This is a genomic window from Chitiniphilus eburneus, assembly GCF_005048205.1.
In the GTDB taxonomy this organism is placed as follows: domain Bacteria; phylum Pseudomonadota; class Gammaproteobacteria; order Burkholderiales; family Chitinibacteraceae; genus Chitiniphilus; species Chitiniphilus eburneus.
In genome coordinates this window covers 1-16,819 of record NZ_SUMF01000047.1, presented here as the reverse complement: position 1 = coordinate 16,819, position 16,819 = coordinate 1, and the positions used below count along the sequence as shown (strand labels likewise).

16 protein-coding genes are annotated in these 16,819 nt (G+C 67.0%); 10 read left to right on the top strand and 6 right to left on the bottom strand.

Going from position 1 to position 16,819, the window contains the following annotated elements:
• Together FAZ21_RS19255 and phnF are read right to left on the bottom strand one after the other, a co-directional pair.
• Positions 1-842 (bottom strand): alpha-D-ribose 1-methylphosphonate 5-triphosphate diphosphatase (locus FAZ21_RS19255; RefSeq protein WP_136775056.1); only part of this gene is annotated, 842 nt, incomplete at its 3' end.
• 318 nt (positions 843-1,160) lie between these two features.
• Entirely contained in the window at positions 1,161-1,889 is a 729-nt protein-coding gene (phnF, locus tag FAZ21_RS19250; RefSeq protein WP_136775055.1) for a phosphonate metabolism transcriptional regulator PhnF, read from the bottom strand.
• Positions 1,890-2,058: 169 nt separating this feature from the next.
• Between phnF and phnG the strand changes: the two genes are divergently transcribed.
• From phnG to FAZ21_RS19200, 8 genes are all read left to right on the top strand, one after another.
• Positions 2,059-2,508: a phosphonate C-P lyase system protein PhnG gene (gene phnG / locus FAZ21_RS19245; RefSeq protein WP_136775054.1), complete on the top strand. Its 450-nt coding sequence runs from the start codon at positions 2,059-2,061 to the stop codon at positions 2,506-2,508.
• Between the two features lie 20 nt (positions 2,509-2,528).
• The gene (phnH, locus tag FAZ21_RS19240) at positions 2,529-3,107 is read left to right on the top strand and encodes a phosphonate C-P lyase system protein PhnH (protein WP_211243534.1); all 579 of its coding nucleotides are present in this window, start codon (positions 2,529-2,531) and stop codon (positions 3,105-3,107) included.
• A gap of 1 nt (position 3,108) precedes the next feature.
• Entirely contained in the window at positions 3,109-4,206 is a 1,098-nt protein-coding gene (locus FAZ21_RS19235; RefSeq protein WP_136775052.1) for a carbon-phosphorus lyase complex subunit, read from the top strand.
• Positions 4,203-5,102 carry an alpha-D-ribose 1-methylphosphonate 5-phosphate C-P-lyase PhnJ gene (locus FAZ21_RS19230; RefSeq protein WP_136775051.1) on the top strand — a complete coding sequence of 300 codons (900 nt, stop codon included), beginning with the start codon at positions 4,203-4,205 and terminating at the stop codon, positions 5,100-5,102. Before FAZ21_RS19235 ends, FAZ21_RS19230 begins: the two co-directional genes overlap by 4 nt.
• Positions 5,103-5,526: 424 nt before the next feature.
• Positions 5,527-6,318 carry a phosphonate C-P lyase system protein PhnK gene (phnK, locus tag FAZ21_RS19215; RefSeq protein WP_136775050.1) on the top strand — a complete coding sequence of 264 codons (792 nt, stop codon included), beginning with the start codon at positions 5,527-5,529 and terminating at the stop codon, positions 6,316-6,318.
• 7 nt (positions 6,319-6,325) lie between these two features.
• Positions 6,326-7,033 carry a phosphonate C-P lyase system protein PhnL gene (gene phnL, locus FAZ21_RS19210; protein WP_136775049.1) on the top strand — a complete coding sequence of 236 codons (708 nt, stop codon included), beginning with the start codon at positions 6,326-6,328 and terminating at the stop codon, positions 7,031-7,033.
• Complete coding sequence (locus FAZ21_RS19205; RefSeq protein ID WP_136775048.1) at positions 7,030-8,166, top strand: alpha-D-ribose 1-methylphosphonate 5-triphosphate diphosphatase; 1,137 nt, start codon at positions 7,030-7,032, stop codon at positions 8,164-8,166. The genes phnL and FAZ21_RS19205 overlap by 4 nt, the downstream gene beginning before the upstream one ends.
• A 141-nt stretch (positions 8,167-8,307) precedes the next feature.
• Positions 8,308-8,868 (top strand): DUF4142 domain-containing protein, encoded by a 561-nt coding sequence (locus tag FAZ21_RS19200; RefSeq protein ID WP_169307506.1) that lies wholly within the window; start codon positions 8,308-8,310, stop codon positions 8,866-8,868.
• Positions 8,869-8,920: 52 nt separating this feature from the next.
• Here FAZ21_RS19200 and FAZ21_RS19195 read toward each other — a convergent pair whose 3' ends face one another.
• Positions 8,921-10,603, bottom strand: coding sequence for a SulP family inorganic anion transporter (locus FAZ21_RS19195; protein ID WP_136775046.1), 1,683 nt, complete (start codon positions 10,601-10,603; stop codon positions 8,921-8,923).
• Positions 10,604-10,819: 216 nt separating this feature from the next.
• On the opposite strand from FAZ21_RS19195, the gene FAZ21_RS19190 reads away from it, so the two are divergent.
• Entirely contained in the window at positions 10,820-12,076 is a 1,257-nt protein-coding gene (locus FAZ21_RS19190) for a cation:proton antiporter (RefSeq protein WP_136775045.1), read from the top strand.
• A 15-nt stretch (positions 12,077-12,091) separates the two neighbouring features.
• Here the strand turns inward: FAZ21_RS19190 and FAZ21_RS19185 are convergent, their stop codons facing one another.
• The 3 genes from FAZ21_RS19185 to FAZ21_RS19175 all read right to left on the bottom strand — a co-directional run bounded on the left by FAZ21_RS19185 (position 12,092) and on the right by FAZ21_RS19175 (position 15,460).
• The gene (locus tag FAZ21_RS19185) at positions 12,092-13,000 is read right to left on the bottom strand and encodes an alpha/beta fold hydrolase (RefSeq protein WP_136775044.1); all 909 of its coding nucleotides are present in this window, start codon (positions 12,998-13,000) and stop codon (positions 12,092-12,094) included.
• A 158-nt stretch (positions 13,001-13,158) separates the two neighbouring features.
• Positions 13,159-13,959 (bottom strand): 2,5-didehydrogluconate reductase DkgB, encoded by an 801-nt coding sequence (dkgB, locus tag FAZ21_RS19180; protein WP_136775043.1) that lies wholly within the window; start codon positions 13,957-13,959, stop codon positions 13,159-13,161.
• A gap of 280 nt (positions 13,960-14,239) precedes the next feature.
• Positions 14,240-15,460 (bottom strand): MFS transporter, encoded by a 1,221-nt coding sequence (locus tag FAZ21_RS19175; protein WP_211243533.1) that lies wholly within the window; start codon positions 15,458-15,460, stop codon positions 14,240-14,242.
• A 98-nt stretch (positions 15,461-15,558) separates the two neighbouring features.
• Here FAZ21_RS19175 and FAZ21_RS19170 point away from each other — a divergent pair, with 98 nt between their 5' ends.
• Positions 15,559-16,455, top strand: coding sequence for a LysR family transcriptional regulator (locus FAZ21_RS19170; RefSeq protein WP_136775042.1), 897 nt, complete (start codon positions 15,559-15,561; stop codon positions 16,453-16,455).
• The last annotated feature ends 364 nt before the right edge of the window (positions 16,456-16,819 follow it).

Genomic DNA, 16,819 nt, shown 5'->3' with positions numbered 1-16,819 from the left:
GGCGCGCCGCAATGGCTGCCGCCGCGCACTACGTTGGGCGCGCCGAACACCGTGGGGCTGCCGAGCGCGCGGGCTGCGGCGGTGGCTTCGGCGGTGCGCGGGAATTCGCTGATCGTGCAACCCAGTGCCTGGAAGCATTCGCGCTCGGCGCGGGTGTCGTCGTCATGCGACGCCATGGCGACGCCAGCGGCCCGTGCATGGCCGGCCAGGGTGGCAATCGCAGCGGGTACTTCGTCGGCACGCGCTTCCACGCGCGCCACCAGCGCGCGGAACTCGGCCAGCGACAGCCCGGCGCGCTCGGCGTACTTGCGCAGCTTGCCGTCGTCGCCCAGCCGCGCCTGCACCATGTCCAGGTGATCGTTGAACGCCAGCAGGTCGATGTGGCCGGTGGCCAGCCAGTCGGCGATTTCGTCCACGGCATCCAGGTTGTGGGTTTCCCAGCGCAGGTGGATGCGATGGTCGGCGGCCAGCCGGGGCTTCAGCCGCGCCAGCGCGGTGCGGATGCCGATGGCGTTCTCGCGACCGCGCAGGCCGCCTTCCCAGCTCCAGGTGATTCCGTGGAACGCGGTGGTGATGCCGTTGGCGACCAGTTGGCGGTCGGTGTCGGCGAGTGCCAGCGGCAGCGGAAAGGCCGCCTCGGGCCGGGGCAGGATCTGCCGCTCGAATGCGTCGCCGTGCAGATCGACGATACCGGGCAGCACCAGATAGTCGCCGCAGTCGAGCGCACCGGCCGGGGCGGGGCCGCCGAGGGTATCGATCAGCCCATTGGCAAAAGCGATGGAGGTGTCATGCCAGGCGCCATCGCCCAACAGCGCGCGCCGCGCCACGATTCCTTGCAACATGTCTGTTCTCCTTATCCGGCGCGCCATGCTACGGAGCTTGCATGACGGTTGTGCGTGGTGCGCGGGCTCAACGATCCGGGCCGTTGCCTCTAGGGCGAATCGATATTCAAACATGGGGTGCGTTGGTTCGTGGGCCGGGTGACTGCGCGAAGCGCGGCGCCGCAGAGAGCCCTCCTATCTGCAAGCTGTGCGACAAAGCAGACACCGGCCCACGGGCCAACCCGAAGGGAAGGACGAAGGCCGGGCGCATTGCTGCGTTGTGCCTCGCCCTGCATCCGGCCTTCGTCCTTCGCACCCACGTTTGAATGTCGATTCGCCCTAGCCCTCGTCGCCACCCACGACCAACTGCACCGCATCGCCGGCCAGGCGGCTGATACCGAATTCGATGGGTATGCCGTGCTGGTCGATGTTGATGCCTTCCACCTGTAACACTGGCTGGTTTTTCGGCCGTTGCAGATGTCGCGCCACCTGTTCTTCGGGCAGGCGGGCGGTGATGCGGCTTTCCAGTCGTTCGTAGTCGGCCACGCCGTAGCGGTGCATTGCGGTGGTGATCGAGCCGGTCTCGGCGTAGACCTCGGCCAGGCCGGCGAAACGTTGCGCGGGGAAGAAGCGGGTGGTGACGCTGACCACGCCGCCGTCGGCGCGCGCCAGGCTGTCCACCTGCAATACCCGCTCGCCTTCGGCCAGCCGCAATGCCTGCGCCACCTTGGCGCTGGCGGGTATTTCCTGCGAGCGCAGCACTTCGATCTGGCCTTCCCGTTGCAGGCGCTTGAGCGATTCGGAAAACCGCGTGCGTTTGCCCACCGTGTAGTGGACGGCGTAGTCCTGGAGAAAGATGCCCCGGCCTTGTTCCACGCGCACCAGGCCGCGTGTTTCCAGCGCGGCCACCGCGCGGCGGATGGTGTGGCGGTTGACCTCGAAGCGCGCGGCGAACTCGGCCTCGGTGGGCAGGCGTTCGCCCACGCGGTAACGCTGGCTGGTGATCTCTTCTTCGATGGTCTGTTCGATCTGGCGCCATACCGCGACGCCGGAACCTCGCTGGATCATGCGGTCTTCCTTGCCCATGGGTGTGCTGGAACCGAGATGGTGCCGCAAGCGACCGCATCGGGCACTCGTTTAAAAAAAGATTCACGCGGCGGTGATTTACTCGGCGCATCGCTTGAGCCAATACTCTCGGCCGTAACTTGTATAGACATATATACAGGAAGGAGCCTCGATGACTCAAGATCCAAACCAGGCGCAGCGGCGTCACTGGCTGGGCGTGCTGGCCCAGGCCGCGCCGGCCGAGCTGGAAGCGCACCTGTCGCGCCATGCCTTGCCCGCGTTGCAGTGGCTGCGCCGGCCCGAGACCGGGTTGATGATGGTGCGCGGCCGTGCGGGCGGTACCGGTGGCCAGTTCAACCTGGGCGAAGTGTCGGTCACGCGCTGCGCGGTGCAGGACGATGACGGCCGGTTGGGTGTGGGCTATGTGCGGGGCCGCGTGGCGCGGCACGCCGAGCTGGTGGCGCTGTTCGACCTGCTGTTGCAGGACGACCGCCGCCGCGCCGATCTGCTGCCCACCGTGATCGCACCGCTGGCCGAGCGCCAGCGCGCGGCACGCGATGTCGCCAGCGCCCAGGCCGCGGCCACGCGCGTCAACTTCTTCACGCTGGCGCGGGGGGACTGATGACTGCTCCAGGCTTTTGCGTGAACGCCCCGCTGCTGCCGGGGTTTGCTCAGCCCGAGGATGACGCCCAGCGCGTGTTCCGGGTGCTGCTCGATGCGTTGTCCCACCCGGGGCGCATCCATACCGTGCCGCTGGCGCTGGAAGCCCCCGCGCCACTGGCCACCGCGACCGGCGCCGCCGCGCTCACGCTGTGCGATTACGAAACCCCGCTGTGGCTGCAATCGCCCGACGCGGCGCCGTGGCTGCGCTTCCATACCGGCTGCCCGCTGGTTGAACGGCCGGCGCAGGCGCGCTTCGCGCTGATCGACGATCCCGCGACCATGCCGGCCCTGGCCGATTTTCCGCAGGGTGAGCCGGAATACCCGGATCGCTCCGCCACGCTGCTGATCCAGGTGGCCGACTTCACCGACGACGGGCTGGTCTGGTCCGGCCCCGGCATCGATGGCGAAACGACGCTGGGCGTGGCCGGCTTGCCGGCTGGCTTCTGGCGCGACTGGCAGCGCAATACCGGGCATTTTCCGCTGGGGATCGATCTGTTGCTGGTGGCGGGCGACCGGATCGTCGGCCTGCCGCGTACCACCACCATTCGGGAGGCATGACATGTACGTGGCCGTCAAAGGCGGGGAAACCGCCATTCTCAATGCCAGCGCGCTGCTGGCGCAGGCACGCCGGGGCGACCCGGCCGTGGCCGAGATCGATACGGCGCAGATCGCCGGCCAGCTACGGCTGGGCGTGGCACGCGTCATGGCCGAAGGCTCGCTCTACGACGAGGAACTGGCTGCGCTGGCGCTGAAGCAGGCGGCGGGCGACCAGGTGGAGGCGATCTTCCTGCTGCGCGCCTACCGCACCACCTTGCCGCGCTTTGGCTACACCGTGCCGCTGGATACCGCGCGCATGGCGGTGCGGCGGCGCATTTCCGCCACCTTCAAGGAACTGCCGGGCGGGCAGGTGCTGGGGCCGACCTACGACTATACGCAGCGGCTGCTCGATTTCTCGCTGCTGGCCGAAGGGGGGGCTCCCGACGCGGTGCCCGGTGTCGAGCCGTTGCCGGACACGCTGCCGCGCGGTACCGACCTGCTGGGCGAGGAAGGGCTGATCGAGCCGGAACTGCCCTTGCCGGGCGATCCCGCGCCGACCGACCTGTCGCGCGAGCCGCTCGGCTTTCCGGCCGACCGCGCCACCCGGCTGCAAAACCTGGCGCGCGGCGATGAGGGCTTTCTGCTGGCGATGGGGTATTCCACCCAGCGCGGCTATTCGCATACCCACCCGTTCGCCGGTGAAATCCGTATGGGCGAGGTGGCGCTGGAAGTGGTGCCCGAGGAACTGGGCTTTGCCATCGGGATCGGCGGGATCACCGTGACGGAATGCCAGATGGTGAACCAGTTCGCCGGCTCCGCCAGCACGCCGCCGCAGTTCACGCGCGGCTATGGGCTGGCGTTCGGCGAGGCCGAGCGCAAGACCATGGCAATGGCGCTGGTCGATCGCGCGCTGCGTTGCGCCGAGCTGGGCGAGGATGCCGCCTCGCCAGCGCAGCAGGCCGAATTCGTGTTGTCGCATTCCGACAATGTGGAGGCGGGCGGTTTCGTGCAGCACCTGAAGCTGCCGCATTACGTCGATTTCCAGTCGGAACTGGAACTGGTGCGCCGCATGCGCGCCGAGGCCGCCCAACCCCAAGCCGCCGAGGAGCAGACCGCATGAGCGCCACCGGTTACAACTTCGCCTACCTGGACCCGCAGACCAAACGCATGCTGCGCCGCGCGCTGCTCAAGGCGGTGGCGATCCCCGGCTACCAGGTACCGTTCGGCAGCCGTGAAATGCCGCTGCCCTACGGCTGGGGCACCGGCGGCATCCAGGTGACCGCCGCCGTGCTTGGTCGCGACGATGTGCTCAAGGTGATCGACCAGGGCTCGGACGATACGGTGAACGCGGTGAACATCCGCCGTTTCTTCGCCCGTACCGCCGATGTCGCCACCACCGATCGCACCGCCGAGGCCACGGTGATCCAGACCCGCCACCGTATTCCCGAGGCGCCGCTCGCCGAAGGCCAGATCATGGTCTATCAGGTGCCCCAGCCGGAACCGATGCGCCGGCTGGAGCCCCGCGAGGCGGTGACGCGCACGCTGCACGCGCTGGCCGACTATGGCTTCATGCACGTGAAGCTGTACGAAGACATCGCGCGCTATGGCCATATCGCCACCACCTACGACTATCCGGTGATGGTCAACGGTCGCTACTTGATGTCGCCGTCGCCGATCCCCAAGTTCGACAACCCCAAGCTGAACCGCAGCCCGGCGTTGCAACTGTTCGGCGCCGGGCGCGAAAAGCGCGTCTACGCCGTGCCGCCGTATACCCGCGTTGAAAGCCTGGACTTCGACGACCACCCGTTCAGCGTGCAGCGCTGGGATGCGCCGTGCGCACTGTGTGGCGCCGATGACAGCTTTCTGGATGAGGTGGTGCTGGACGACGCGGGCGGACGGATGTTCGTCTGCTCCGATTCCGAATACTGCACATCGCGGCAACACGCCGGCCACACCGGCCCGGCATCCAACAATATGGCGAGCGCCCGGCTTGGCCGGGGGCCTGCTTCGTCCTGAACTGGAGCTGAAACATGCAAGTTGACAGCAGGCTTCAAACGCCGTGGCTGAGCATGCCAGCCACATCGGGCCGACCCATCGAGCGCAGCGAGGCCCCCTCGCAGCGGCGAGGGCGGGGGGAGTTGGAATCGATCAGAGGAAGCCGGTGTCGGCATCCAACAATATGGCGAGCGCCCGGCTTGGCCGGGGGCCTGCTTCGTCCTGAACTGGAGCTGAAACATGCAAGTTGACAGCAGGCTTCAAACGCCGTGGCTGAGCATGCCAGCCACATCGGGCCGACCCATCGAGCGCAGCGAGGCCCCCTCGCAGCGGCGAGGGCGGGGGGAGTTGGAATCGATCAGAGGAAGCCGGTGTCGGCATCCAACAATATGGCGAGCGCCCGGCTTGGCCGGGGGCCTGCTTCGTCCTGAACTGGAGCTGAAACATGCAAGTTGACAGCAGGCTTCCCACGCCGTTGTTGAAGGTCAGCGGGCTGACCCGCTATTACGGCGCGCGCATCGGTTGCGCCGAGGTCGGCTTCGAGTTGTGGCCCGGCGAGGTGCTGGCGGTGGTCGGTGAATCGGGCTCGGGCAAATCGACGTTGCTCAAGCTGTTGTCCACCCGGCTGGCGGCCGATGCCGGCACGATCGAATACGCATTGCTGGGCCGTGGCCTGACTGAGCTGTCGCGGTTGTCCGAAGCCGAGCGGCGCTGGCTGCTGCGCACCGACTGGGGCTTCGTCGAGCAGAACCCGCGCGATGGGCTGCGGATGGACGGCAGCGCCGGCGCCAATGTCGGCGAGCGCCTGATGGCCACCGGCGCGCGGCACTACGGCGAGATTCGCGCCACCGCGCAGGACTGGCTGGCGCGGGTGGAGCTGGACCCGGCGCGTATCGACGAGGCGCCGACCCGGTTTTCCGGCGGTATGCAACAGCGGTTGCAGATCGCCCGCAACCTGGTGACCAAGCCGAGGCTGATGCTGATGGACGAGCCCACGGCCGGTCTGGATGTCTCGGTGCAGGCGCGCCTGCTCGACCTGCTGCGCGAGCTGGTCACCCGCTACGGCCTGGCGGCGGTGATCGTCACCCACGATCTGGCGGTGGCGCGCCTGCTGGCGCACCGGCTGCTGGTGATGCAGGGCGGGCGCGTGGTCGAGACCGGCCTGACCGACCAGGTGCTGGACGACCCGCAGCATCCCTATACCCAGTTGCTGGTGTCCTCTGTTCTTCACCTGTGAGCCGCGCATGAACGATAACCTGATGATCGAAACCCGTGGCCTGGCCAAGACGTTCACGCTGCATCAACAAAATGGCGCGCGGTTGCCGGTGCTGGATGGCATCGACCTCGCCGTGGCGCGCGGCGAATGCGTGGCGCTGACGGGGCCATCCGGCACCGGCAAGAGCACGCTGCTGCGCTGCCTGTATGGCAACTATCTCGCCAGCGCCGGCGAAGTGCGCGTGCGTGGCGCCGACGGCTGGGTGGTGCTGGGCCGGGCCGCCCCGCGCGATGTGCTGCTGCTGCGACGCGATACGCTCGGTTATGTCAGCCAGTTCCTGCGGGTCATTCCACGCGTGCCGACGCTGGACATCGTGGCCGCGCCGCTGCGCGAGCGCGGCGTGGCGGAGGATGAGGCACGCGAGCGCGCGGCGCTGCTGCTGCGCGCGCTGAGCCTGCCCGAACGGCTGTGGCGCCTGCCGCCGGCCACGTTCTCCGGTGGCGAGCAGCAGCGCGTGAACATTGCGCGCGGTCTGGTCGCCGAGCATCCGGTGCTGCTGCTGGACGAACCCACGGCATCGCTCGATGCCGCCAATGCCGAGCGCGTGGCGCAACTGATCGACGTTGCCCGTGGCCGTGGCGCGGCCATCGCCGGCATCTTCCACGACGTGGCGATCCGCGACCGCGTCGCCACGCGCTGCTTCTCCCTGACCCTGACCCCGGAAGTCGCCACATGAACGAATGCCTTCTGACCAACGCCCGCATCGTGCTGGCGGACGAGATCATCCACGGCACGCTGCGGCTGGCCGATGGCCGCATCGCCGAGGTGGCGCCCGGCCGGACCGCCGTGCCCGGCGCCGAGGATTGCGATGGCGACTATCTGCTGCCCGGCCTGGTGGAGCTGCATACCGACAACCTGGAAAAGCACCTGGGCCCGCGCCCCGGCGTGGTGTGGCCGGTGCATTCGGCGCTGGCGATCCACGATGCCCAGGTGGCCAGCGCCGGCATCACCACCGTGTTCGACGCGCTGTGCATCGGCGAGGACGCCGGCAGCACCCGCGCGCAGACGCTGGGCCCGTCCATCGATGCGCTGCGCCATGCGGTGGCGCACGGCCACACCCGGGTCGAGCACTGGTTGCACCTGCGCTGCGAAGTGTCGAGCGGCGACGTGCTGGAACTGCTGCAACGCTATCTGGACGAGCCACTGCTCAAGCTGCTGTCGGTGATGGATCACACGCCGGGCCAGCGGCAATGGATGGACCTGGAGAAATACCGCATCTATACGCAGAAGCACGAACACTGGAGCGATGCCCGGCTGGCCGAGGACGTGGCGATGCGTCAGCGCAAGCAGCACGAGCATGCGCAACGCAATCGCCATGCCGTGGTACGGCTGGCGCGGGAACGCGGCGTGGCGCTGGCCAGCCATGACGACACCACGCTGGAACACGTGGCGGAGGGCGCGGCGGATGGCGTGACGGTGTCGGAATTCCCCACCACGCTGCTGGCGGCCCAGGCGGCGCGCGTGGCGGCGCAGGCCATCGTGATGGGGGCGCCCAATGTGGTGCGCGGTGGCTCGCACTCGGGCAATGTCTCCGCTGCATCGCTGGCGCGTGCGGGCCTGCTGGACGTGCTGTCGTCCGACTACGTGCCGGCCAGCCTGTTGCACGCGGCGTTCATGCTGGTGGACGAGGCCGGCTGGACCTTGCCGCAGGCAATGGCGACCGTGACGCGCAATCCGGCACGGCTGGTCGGCATGGACGACCGGGGCGAGATCGCGCCCGAGCTGCGTGGCGACGTGATCCGCGTGCGGTCCACGCCGCAGACGCCGTTGGTGCGGGCGGTGTGGTGCGGCGGACGCCGCGTGGGGTGAGCGGGTTCCGGTAGCGGGTGTTTGTTACAACACAGGCTGGAAATATTGCTGAATGGGCGGTACGGCGTGGGGCGGGTGGCGGGTGCCCGTATGGCATGCGTCTTGCAGGATGAGCGGGGTCAACTCACCTGGAGCACGCAGATGAAACACGGCATCCGTATCTCCCTGCTGGCCGCCGCCCTGGTTGCCGGTACCGCGCTGGCGGCGCCCACCACCGGGGTTACCAGCACACCGCCCGCGTCGGTGAACAAATCCGGGGTGGGCCGCGCCGACGCGAGCTTCATCGAACAAGCCGGCGCCGCCGGGCTGGCCGAGGTGGAAGCCGGGCGGCTGGCTTTGCAGAAGGGGTCGTCCGAAGGCGTCAAGCAACTGGCCAATATGCTGATCGACGATCACACCAAGGCCAACGAACGCCTGAACACGGTGGCGGCGTTGAAGAACCTGTCGCCGCCCTCCGAGCCTGGCGAGGCGAACCGCAAGCAACTGGCGCGGTTGAACGGAGTATCCGGCAAGGACTTCGACGAGGAATTCCTCAAGCAGCAGCGCGCGGCGCACCAGGAGGCGATTGCGCTGTTCAGCAAGCAGGCGAAGTCGGGCAAGGACCCCGACCTGAAGAAATTCGCCGCCGATACCCTGCCCAGGCTGCAAGCGCATCTGAAACACGTGGAAGCGCTGCAAGGCGGCAAGCACGCCGGTCAGTGAGCGGCTGGCCCATGGATGAACGGCCCGGTGATCCGGGCCGTTTCCATTTGCGCTATTGCGGGCGGGCGGGGGGCCGCAGCGATGCGCCGGACGCGATCAGGGCGGTGGCGGAAGCCAGCGCTTCGTCGAACGCGGGGTGCACGTGTTCGCGACCGACCAGATCGACGATGCCGGCCCGGTCCAGTTTTTCGGATACCCGCTCGTTGGCGCCCGATAGCTTCACCAGCACGCCGCGCTTGTGCAGCGAGCCGATCACTTCCTCCAGCGTCTGAAGGCCGGTGATGTCGATGAAAGGCACCCATTTCAGGCGGATGATCAGTACGCGCGGATCGGCGTGGATATTGCTCAGCGTGCGCTCGAAGTTTTCGGCGGCGCCAAAGAAGAATGGCCCCTCCAGCGCATAGACCAGCAGGCCCGGCGGCAGGTCGGTGAAGCCGCGATGGCCGAATTCCTTTTTCAGCTCCTGGCTGCCCTGCGCCGTGACCGCGACGCTGGACGACATGCGCCGCAGGAAGTGCAGCGTCGCCAGGATCACGCCGATGTTCACCGCCACCACCAGGTCGGCGAATACGGTGAGCGCGAAGGTCACCAGCAGGATCACCACGTCGGCGCGCGGCGCGCGGCGTGCCATGCGCAGGAAGTGGCGCGCCTCGCTCATGTTCCACGCCACCACGAACAGGATGGCGGCCAGCGCGGGCAGGGGGATGTCGGCCGCCAGCGGTGCCAGCAACAGCAGCACCAGCAGCAGGAACACGGCGTGGGCGATGCCTGCCAGCGGGCTGGTGCCGCCATTGCGCACGTTGGTGGCGGTGCGGGCGAGCGCGCCGGTGGCGGCGAAGCCGCCGAACAGCGGCGTCACCATATTGGCGATGCCCTGGCCGACCAGCTCCTGGTTGGCGTTGTGCCGGGTGCCGGCCATGCCATCGGCCACTACCGCCGACAGCAGCGATTCGATGGCACCGAGAATGGCGATGGTGAAGGCCGGGCCAATCAGCTCGATCAGGCGCGAGGCGGTGATTTCCGGCAGGGCGAAGGTGGGCAGCCCCTGCGGGATGCCGCCAAAGGCGCTGCCGATGGTGGTCACGCCGTCGAACTGGAAGATCGCCTGGATGGCGGTGGCGGCAACCATGGCCAGCAGCGGGCCGGGCACGCGTTTCAGGCCGGGGATGCGCGGGCCGTACAGCACCAGCAGCAGCGACAGCACGGCAATGCCGGTGGTGGCGGGGTGCCATTGCGGGAATGATTCCAGCATGTGCCACAGCTTTTCGTGGAAGTGCGCGCCCTGCGCGGCGGGCAGGCCGAAGAAATCCGGCCATTGCCCGGTCCAGATGATGACCGCGATGCCGGCGGTGAAGCCGACGATCACCGGGTCGGGAATGAACTTGATCACGGCGCCCATGCGGGTCAGGCCGAACAGCAGCAGGATGAAGCCCGCCATCAGCGTGGCCAGTTGCAGCCCGGCGATGCCGTACTTGGCGGTGACGCCGGACAGGATGACGATGAAGGCGCCCGTCGGCCCGGCGATCTGCAAGCGGCTGCCGCCAAAGATGGAGACCGCCAGCCCGGCGACGATGGCGGTGTACAGGCCCTGTTCGGGCTTGGCGCCGGAGGCGATGGCGAACGCCATCGCCAGCGGCAGCGCGACGACGCCGACCACGACACCGGCAATGAGGTTGGGCAACCAGTTTCTGCGGCCGAGCAGGCCGGCGCGATGAGCTTCGAGGAGTGCGATCATGGGCGGGTACGCTGGGTAGGGGAGGAGCGGCGTGTCTCAAGCATAGTGTGTTGCCCGCTGGATGGCGGACCTGAAGCGAATCGCGGCGGCGATGGCAAAAAGGGTGGTCCGACCCACGGCGTGTCGTGTATTTTCCCCCTGCCGCCGCGAGTGCGCTTTGTCGTAACCGCTTGACCTGCGCGCCTTCTTCGCCACTTCACCAAGAACGAGGCTTCCTTGGAACTATCGACGCTGCAACTGCTGGCCCTGCTGTTTTCCATCACGTCCATCGGCGGCTACATCAACCATAAGGTGTTCCGGTTTCCCGCGTCCATCGGCCTGCTGTTCTTTTCGGTACTGCTGTCGCTGGTGCTGATCGTGATGGACAAGACCTCGGCGTTTTCGCTGCAAAGCGTGGGCGTGCTGGTGAACAAGCTGGATTTCGAGAACCTGCTGTTGCACGGCATGCTGGCGGTCCTGCTGTTCGCGGGGGCGCTGCATGTGAATGTGACGGAGCTGAAGGCGTACAAGCTGCCCATCGCGCTGTTCGCCACGGTGGGGGTGATGCTGGCGACGGGCATCACGGGCGTGCTGTTCTATCTGGCATGCCAGGCGCTGGGCATGGACCTGCCCTTTGTCTACTGCCTGATCTTCGGCGCGCTGATCTCGCCGACCGATCCGGTCTGCGTGCTGGCGTTGCTGGGCGATAGCCCCAGCATCAAGAACATCAAGACCAAGATCACCGGCGAGGCGCTGTTCAACGATGGCACCGGCGTGGTGCTGTTCATCGTGCTGCTGGGGCTGGTGCACGCCGGCCAGCCGGTGAGCAGCCTGGACTGGAGCGTGTTGCTGCTGATCGTGAAGGACATCCTGGGCGGCGTGGTGGTGGGCCTGGCGCTGTCGTTCGCGCTGTATCTGGCGATCAAGTCGATCGACAGCTACGAGATCGAGATCATGATGATCATCGCGCTGGCGCTGAGCAGCTACGCGCTGTCCGAGTTGTTGCACGTGTCGGCGCCGATCGCGGTGGTCACCGCCGGGCTGTTCATCGGCAACCGGGTGCGCCATCTGGCGATGTCGCGCAAATCCACCGAGCATCTGGACGCGTTCTGGTCGCTGCTGGACGAAATCTTCAACGCCATCCTGTTCGTCATCATCGGTCTGGAGATGGTGGTGGTGGTGATCAAGCTGGATTACGTGCTGGTGGGGCTGGTGGCGATCGCGATCACGCTGCTGGCGCGCTATGCCAGCATTCTGGTGTGTGCGCTGGGGCTGATCCGCTCGCGTTACGATTTCAACTTCCGCCGCACGCCGTTGCTGATGACCTGGGCCGGGCTGCGCGGGGGTATTTCCATCGCGCTGGCGCTGTCGCTGCCCAACGATCAATACAAGCCGCTGATCCTGACCGCGACCTATGTGGTGGTGCTGTTTTCCATCCTGTTGCAGGGGCTGTCGTTCAACCGCGTGCTGCGCTGGATCGACCGCAAGGGTTGAGCGCGGCCTGCCGCGCTAGGCGGCCCGTGCTTGCCGCAGGTGCGGCACCAGGTGACGCAACAGTTGCTCGCACACGCCGGGCGACAGGTCGTGCGCCATGCCCGGCACCTCCACCAGTCGCGCGGCGGGAATCTTGGCGGCGGTATCGCGCCCGCAGGCCACGGGCAGCAGCGGATCGTCCAGCCCGTGCACCACCAGCGTCGGCGTACGGATGCCGGCCAGCGCGGCGCTGCGATCCGGCGCGGCGGCAACGGCCAGAATCTGCCGCAGGGTACCGACCGGGTTCAGCGCGCGATCCAGCCCTTGGCGGATGCGCTGTCGTTGCAGCGTGGCGTCGATGGGAAAGCCAGGGCTGTTGAGCATGTGGAAGGTATCCTGGAGAAAGCGCACCAGGTCGTCGCGTCGCTCCGGGCGGTAGTAGGCACGCGGCGGGCGCCGCAACAAGGCGGTCTGTGCCTGGGGCGTGGGGCCGGGCAGGCCCGGCGCGCCGCTGGTGCTCATGATGCTTGCCAGGGTCAGCACCCGTTCCGGCCATCGCGTGGCAATGATCTGGGCGATCATCCCGCCCATCGATACCCCCACCAGATGTGCCTGGCGCAGTTGTAGCGCGTCCAGCAGGCCAATGGCGTCGGCGGCCATGTCGTCCAGCGTGTAACGCGGGCGCAGCGGCAGGCCGATGGCGCGACGGAACATGTGCCATGACAGGCGCGGCCGGCCGTGGTGGTGCATGTGGGTGGACAGGCCCACATCGCGATTGTCATAGCGGATCACATAAAAGCCGGCGTCGGCCAGCGCGCGGCAGAAATCCTCTGGCCATGCCACCAGTTGCATGCCCAATCCCATGATCAGCAGCACGGCGGGCCGGTCGGGCTGGCCGAAGGTGTCGTATTCGATGTCGATATCGTTGGCGGCGATGCGGGGCATGGCGGGCTCGGCGGACGTGGGCTTCGATGTGATCAATGATGGTGGCGACTTCGACCGCTGCAAGCGTCGGGGCTTGTCACTATGCACGAAGCGCCGCCCCGCCCGGCCATCAACGAAAAACGGCGCCCGTGGGCGCCGTGGGCGTGGCGATGCCGCGATCAATCCCAGTGGGGCGAAAAGTCGGGGTTGGCCAGGCGTTCGCCCCGATCCAGCGTGGCGATGGCGGCCAGGTCGTCGTCGCTCAGATGAAGGTCCACCGCCTTGAGGTTGGATGCCAGGTTCTCGCGGCGGGTGGAGGACGGAATGACCGCGTAGCCCTGTTGCATGCCCCAGGCCAGCGCCACCTGCGCCGGGGTTGCGCCGTGGCGCTGGGCGATGGCGACGATGGTGGGGTCGGTCAGGACCCTGCCGTAGGCCAGCGACATATATGCAGTGAGGTGGATGCCGTGGGCCTGGGCGAAGGCCACCACCTTGCGGTTTTGCAGAAAAGGGTGGATTTCGATCTGCAAGGTGGCGATGGCGTCGGCGCCCACGGCGTCGATGGCTTGCGTCAGGTGCGCGATGGTGAAGTTGGAGACGCCGATGGCGCGCGTCAGGCCCTGCTCCCGCGCCCGCAGCAGCGCGGGAAGGTATTCGGCCACCGGCAGCGCATCGCCGGGCGAGGGCCAGTGGATCAGCGCAAGGTCCACCCGGTCGGTGCGCAGCTTGCGCAGGCTTTCCTCCAGACTGGGTGCCACCCGGTCGGCGGCGAGCCGGTCGGTCCAGACCTTGGTGGTCAGATAGAGATCGCTGCGCGGTACGTTGCTTTCGGCAATCGCCTGGCCGACTTCGGCCTCGTTGCCGTAGATCTGCGCGGTATCGACATGGCGATAGCCCAGTTCCAGCCCGGTGCGAACCGAGTCGATTGCTGCTTGTCCTTGCAGGCGGAAGGTGCCGAGGCCGATGGCGGGTGGGTGCATGGTGGTACTCCTGGTGGAAGCGATGGATGGAATGTGTCCTAGGGCGTGTCATCCAATGTTTCACGACAGCGTTCGGCGCATTTCGGGCGCTGTGCGGCGCCCGAAATGCGCCGAACCCGAAGGGCTGATTGGATGACACGCCCTGGCGGCTGACGCGGACACGGGGAACGAGAGCGGCGAACGAAACCCTTCGTTGGCGTGGCGCGGGACATTCGGGTGCCTGCCTTGCCGGAACCGTCGTACTGGGTTTTGTTAGCCGCTCCAGGTCGAATGGGGGCGATCAGCCGGCCTGGGTGCAGACAGCCGGTTGCAGCGCGCCGGGAATATCGTGGCTGGCGGCATGGGCGATCCGGCGGTCGAGCCGGCCGCTCAGGGTGGTCAGGCCCCAGGCGCCCAGCACCACCAGCGCACCGATCCACGGTGTATGGCCCAGCCCCACGTGGGTCACGATCAGGCCACCGCCCCAGGCGCCAAAGGCGATGCCCAGGTTGAAGGCCGCGATGTTCAGGCCCGATGCCACGTCCACCGCGTGGGGAGCCACGCGCTCGGCCTGCTTGACCACATAAACCTGCAAGCCAGGCACGTTGCCGAATGCCACGGCGCCCCAGGCCAGGACGGTGAGCACCACCAGGACCGGATGCGGCGCGGTGAAGGTGAGCACGAACAGCACCAGCGCCAGCAACAGGAAGATGCGCTGCAATGCCCGGATCGGCCCGACACGGTCGGCCAGGCGCCCGCCCCACAGATTGCCGACGGCCACCGATACGCCATACACCAGCAACACGAGGCTGATCGCGTTGCCGGAAAAGCCGGCCTGCTGCAACAGCGGCGCCAGGAAGGTAAAGGCGATGAAGCTGCCGCCATAGCCCACCGCCGTCATCGCATAGACCAGTAACAGTCGCGGCTGCCCCAGCACCTGCAATTGCCGGAGCATCGACGCTGGCGGTGTGTGCTTGATATTGGCGGGAACGAACAGCGCGCTACCGGCGAAGGCCAGTACGCCCAGCGCGGAAACGGCGAGGAAGGTTTCGCGCCATCCCGCGTGCTGGCCGATGAAGGTTCCCAGCGGTACGCCGGTCACCAGGGCCACGGTCAGCCCGGTGAACATGATGGCTATGGCGCTGGCGGCTTTCTCGCGCGGCACCAGCCCGGTGGCGATGGTCGAACCGATGGAAAAGAACACGCCGTGCGCCAGGCCGGTGAGAAGGCGGGCGACGATCAGCGACGCATAGCCGGGCGCCTGCCATGCCAGCAGGTTGCCGACGGTGAACAGCGCCATCAGGCCCAGCAGCAGTGCCTTGCGCGGCACCCGGCCGGTGAGGGCGGTCAGCAAGGGGGCGCCGATCGCCACGCCCAGGGCGTACAGACTGACCAGCAACCCGGCCGAAGGCAGGCTCACGCCCAGATCGGCGGCAATGGTGGGAATCAGCCCGACGATGACGAATTCGGTGGTGCCGATGGCGAAGGCGCTGATGGTCAGCGCCAGCAAGGCAATGGGCATCGTTGTTCTCCTGTGAGTGGAATGCCTCGCAGTGTCGATGCTTTGCCTTTGCAGAAAAACCAGCCATTCTGCACAAGATAATTAACCAAAAATCAACAATGAAAACCACGCTCGACGAATTGCTGGCCTTTCTCACCGTGGTCGATAGCGGATCGATCACCGCCGCCGCGCGCCAGTTGGCGCAGACGACCTCCGGCATCAGCCGCGCGCTGAGCCGCCTGGAAGACAAACTCGGCACCACCTTGCTCAGCCGCACCACGCGCCGGCTGGAGCTGACGGAAGAAGGGCGGGCGTTTCTCGCGCACGCCCGCGCCATCGTGGCGGCGGTGGACGATGCCGAGGAACAGATGGCGCTGCGGCGCCAGCACCCGGCAGGGCGTCTGCGCGTCAATGCGGCATCGCCCTTCATGCTGCACGTGGTGGTACCGCTGGTGGCCGGCTTTCGCCAGCGGTTTCCCGATATCACGCTGGAACTGGATACCGATGATCAATATATCGATCTGCTGGAACAGCGCACCGACGTAGCCATCCGTATCGGCCAGCTCAAGGATTCCACGCTGCATGCGCGTTTCCTGGGCAGCAGCGCGCTGCGCGTCGTCGCCAGCCCGGGCTATCTGGCGGCGCGCGGCGCGCCCGGGCAGCCGGACGAACTGGCCGGCCACACACTGCTCGGCTTCAATCGGCCCGACAGCCTCAATCAGTGGCCGTTGCGCGATGCGCACGGCAACGCGCTGCATATCGTTCCGGACGTTGCCGCATCCAGTGGCGAAACATTGCGGCAACTGGCACTGGCGGGCGAAGGGGTGGTCTGCCTGTCGGACTTCATGACCCAGGCCGACCGCGTGCGGGGCGACCTGGTACAGATACTGGCCGGCCACACCCTGGACGTGCGCCAGCCCATCAACGCCGTCTATTACCGCAATACATCGCTGACGGCCCGCATCGCCTGCTTCCTGGATTACCTGGGCGCCCACATGCCCGGCCTCGCAAACTGAACTTGTCATCGGCGTGCAACATGCGGGCGATATCGTGCCGCCATCCCCAGTGGATGACTTGCGCAGGGCTGAGTCCGAAATGCCCTGCACCAGATACGACAAAGCCCCGCCAGAAGCGGGGCTTTGTCTTTGGAAATCCATGCCGAACCGCAAATGCCAAAAGCAAGTTTGCTGCCGGATCAGTGACTTAACGTTGTAGCCTGGATTTTTCTCGAGGGAGGTGTTGACGCCCTTCAGGCCTGGCCGTATAGTTCGGCCTCTCTGCACGAGACGCAGCGCAGAACGAAGCGAAACGAAGAGTTTAGCAGGTTTCAAAAGCGCAGTGTCCGAAGCAACCGATCTTTAACAAATTACAGCCGATGCG

What these genes read in the sequence shown, in the direction of transcription:
- phnF (WP_136775055.1), bottom strand. Translation starts at nt 1,889, where the DNA reads ATGATCCAGCGAGGTTCCGGCGTCGCGGTATGGCGCCAGATCGAACAG.
- phnG (WP_136775054.1), top strand. Translation starts at nt 2,059, where the DNA reads ATGACTCAAGATCCAAACCAGGCGCAGCGGCGTCACTGGCTGGGCGTG.
- FAZ21_RS19235 (WP_136775052.1), top strand. Translation starts at nt 3,109, where the DNA reads ATGTACGTGGCCGTCAAAGGCGGGGAAACCGCCATTCTCAATGCCAGC.
- FAZ21_RS19230 (WP_136775051.1), top strand. Translation starts at nt 4,203, where the DNA reads ATGAGCGCCACCGGTTACAACTTCGCCTACCTGGACCCGCAGACCAAA.
- phnK (WP_136775050.1), top strand. Translation starts at nt 5,527, where the DNA reads ATGCAAGTTGACAGCAGGCTTCCCACGCCGTTGTTGAAGGTCAGCGGG.
- phnL (WP_136775049.1), top strand. Translation starts at nt 6,326, where the DNA reads ATGAACGATAACCTGATGATCGAAACCCGTGGCCTGGCCAAGACGTTC.
- FAZ21_RS19205 (WP_136775048.1), top strand. Translation starts at nt 7,030, where the DNA reads ATGAACGAATGCCTTCTGACCAACGCCCGCATCGTGCTGGCGGACGAG.
- FAZ21_RS19200 (WP_169307506.1), top strand. Translation starts at nt 8,308, where the DNA reads ATGAAACACGGCATCCGTATCTCCCTGCTGGCCGCCGCCCTGGTTGCC.
- FAZ21_RS19195 (WP_136775046.1), bottom strand. Translation starts at nt 10,603, where the DNA reads ATGATCGCACTCCTCGAAGCTCATCGCGCCGGCCTGCTCGGCCGCAGA.
- FAZ21_RS19185 (WP_136775044.1), bottom strand. Translation starts at nt 13,000, where the DNA reads ATGCCCCGCATCGCCGCCAACGATATCGACATCGAATACGACACCTTC.
- dkgB (WP_136775043.1), bottom strand. Translation starts at nt 13,959, where the DNA reads ATGCACCCACCCGCCATCGGCCTCGGCACCTTCCGCCTGCAAGGACAA.
- FAZ21_RS19175 (WP_211243533.1), bottom strand. Translation starts at nt 15,460, where the DNA reads ATGCCCATTGCCTTGCTGGCGCTGACCATCAGCGCCTTCGCCATCGGC.
- FAZ21_RS19170 (WP_136775042.1), top strand. Translation starts at nt 15,559, where the DNA reads ATGAAAACCACGCTCGACGAATTGCTGGCCTTTCTCACCGTGGTCGAT.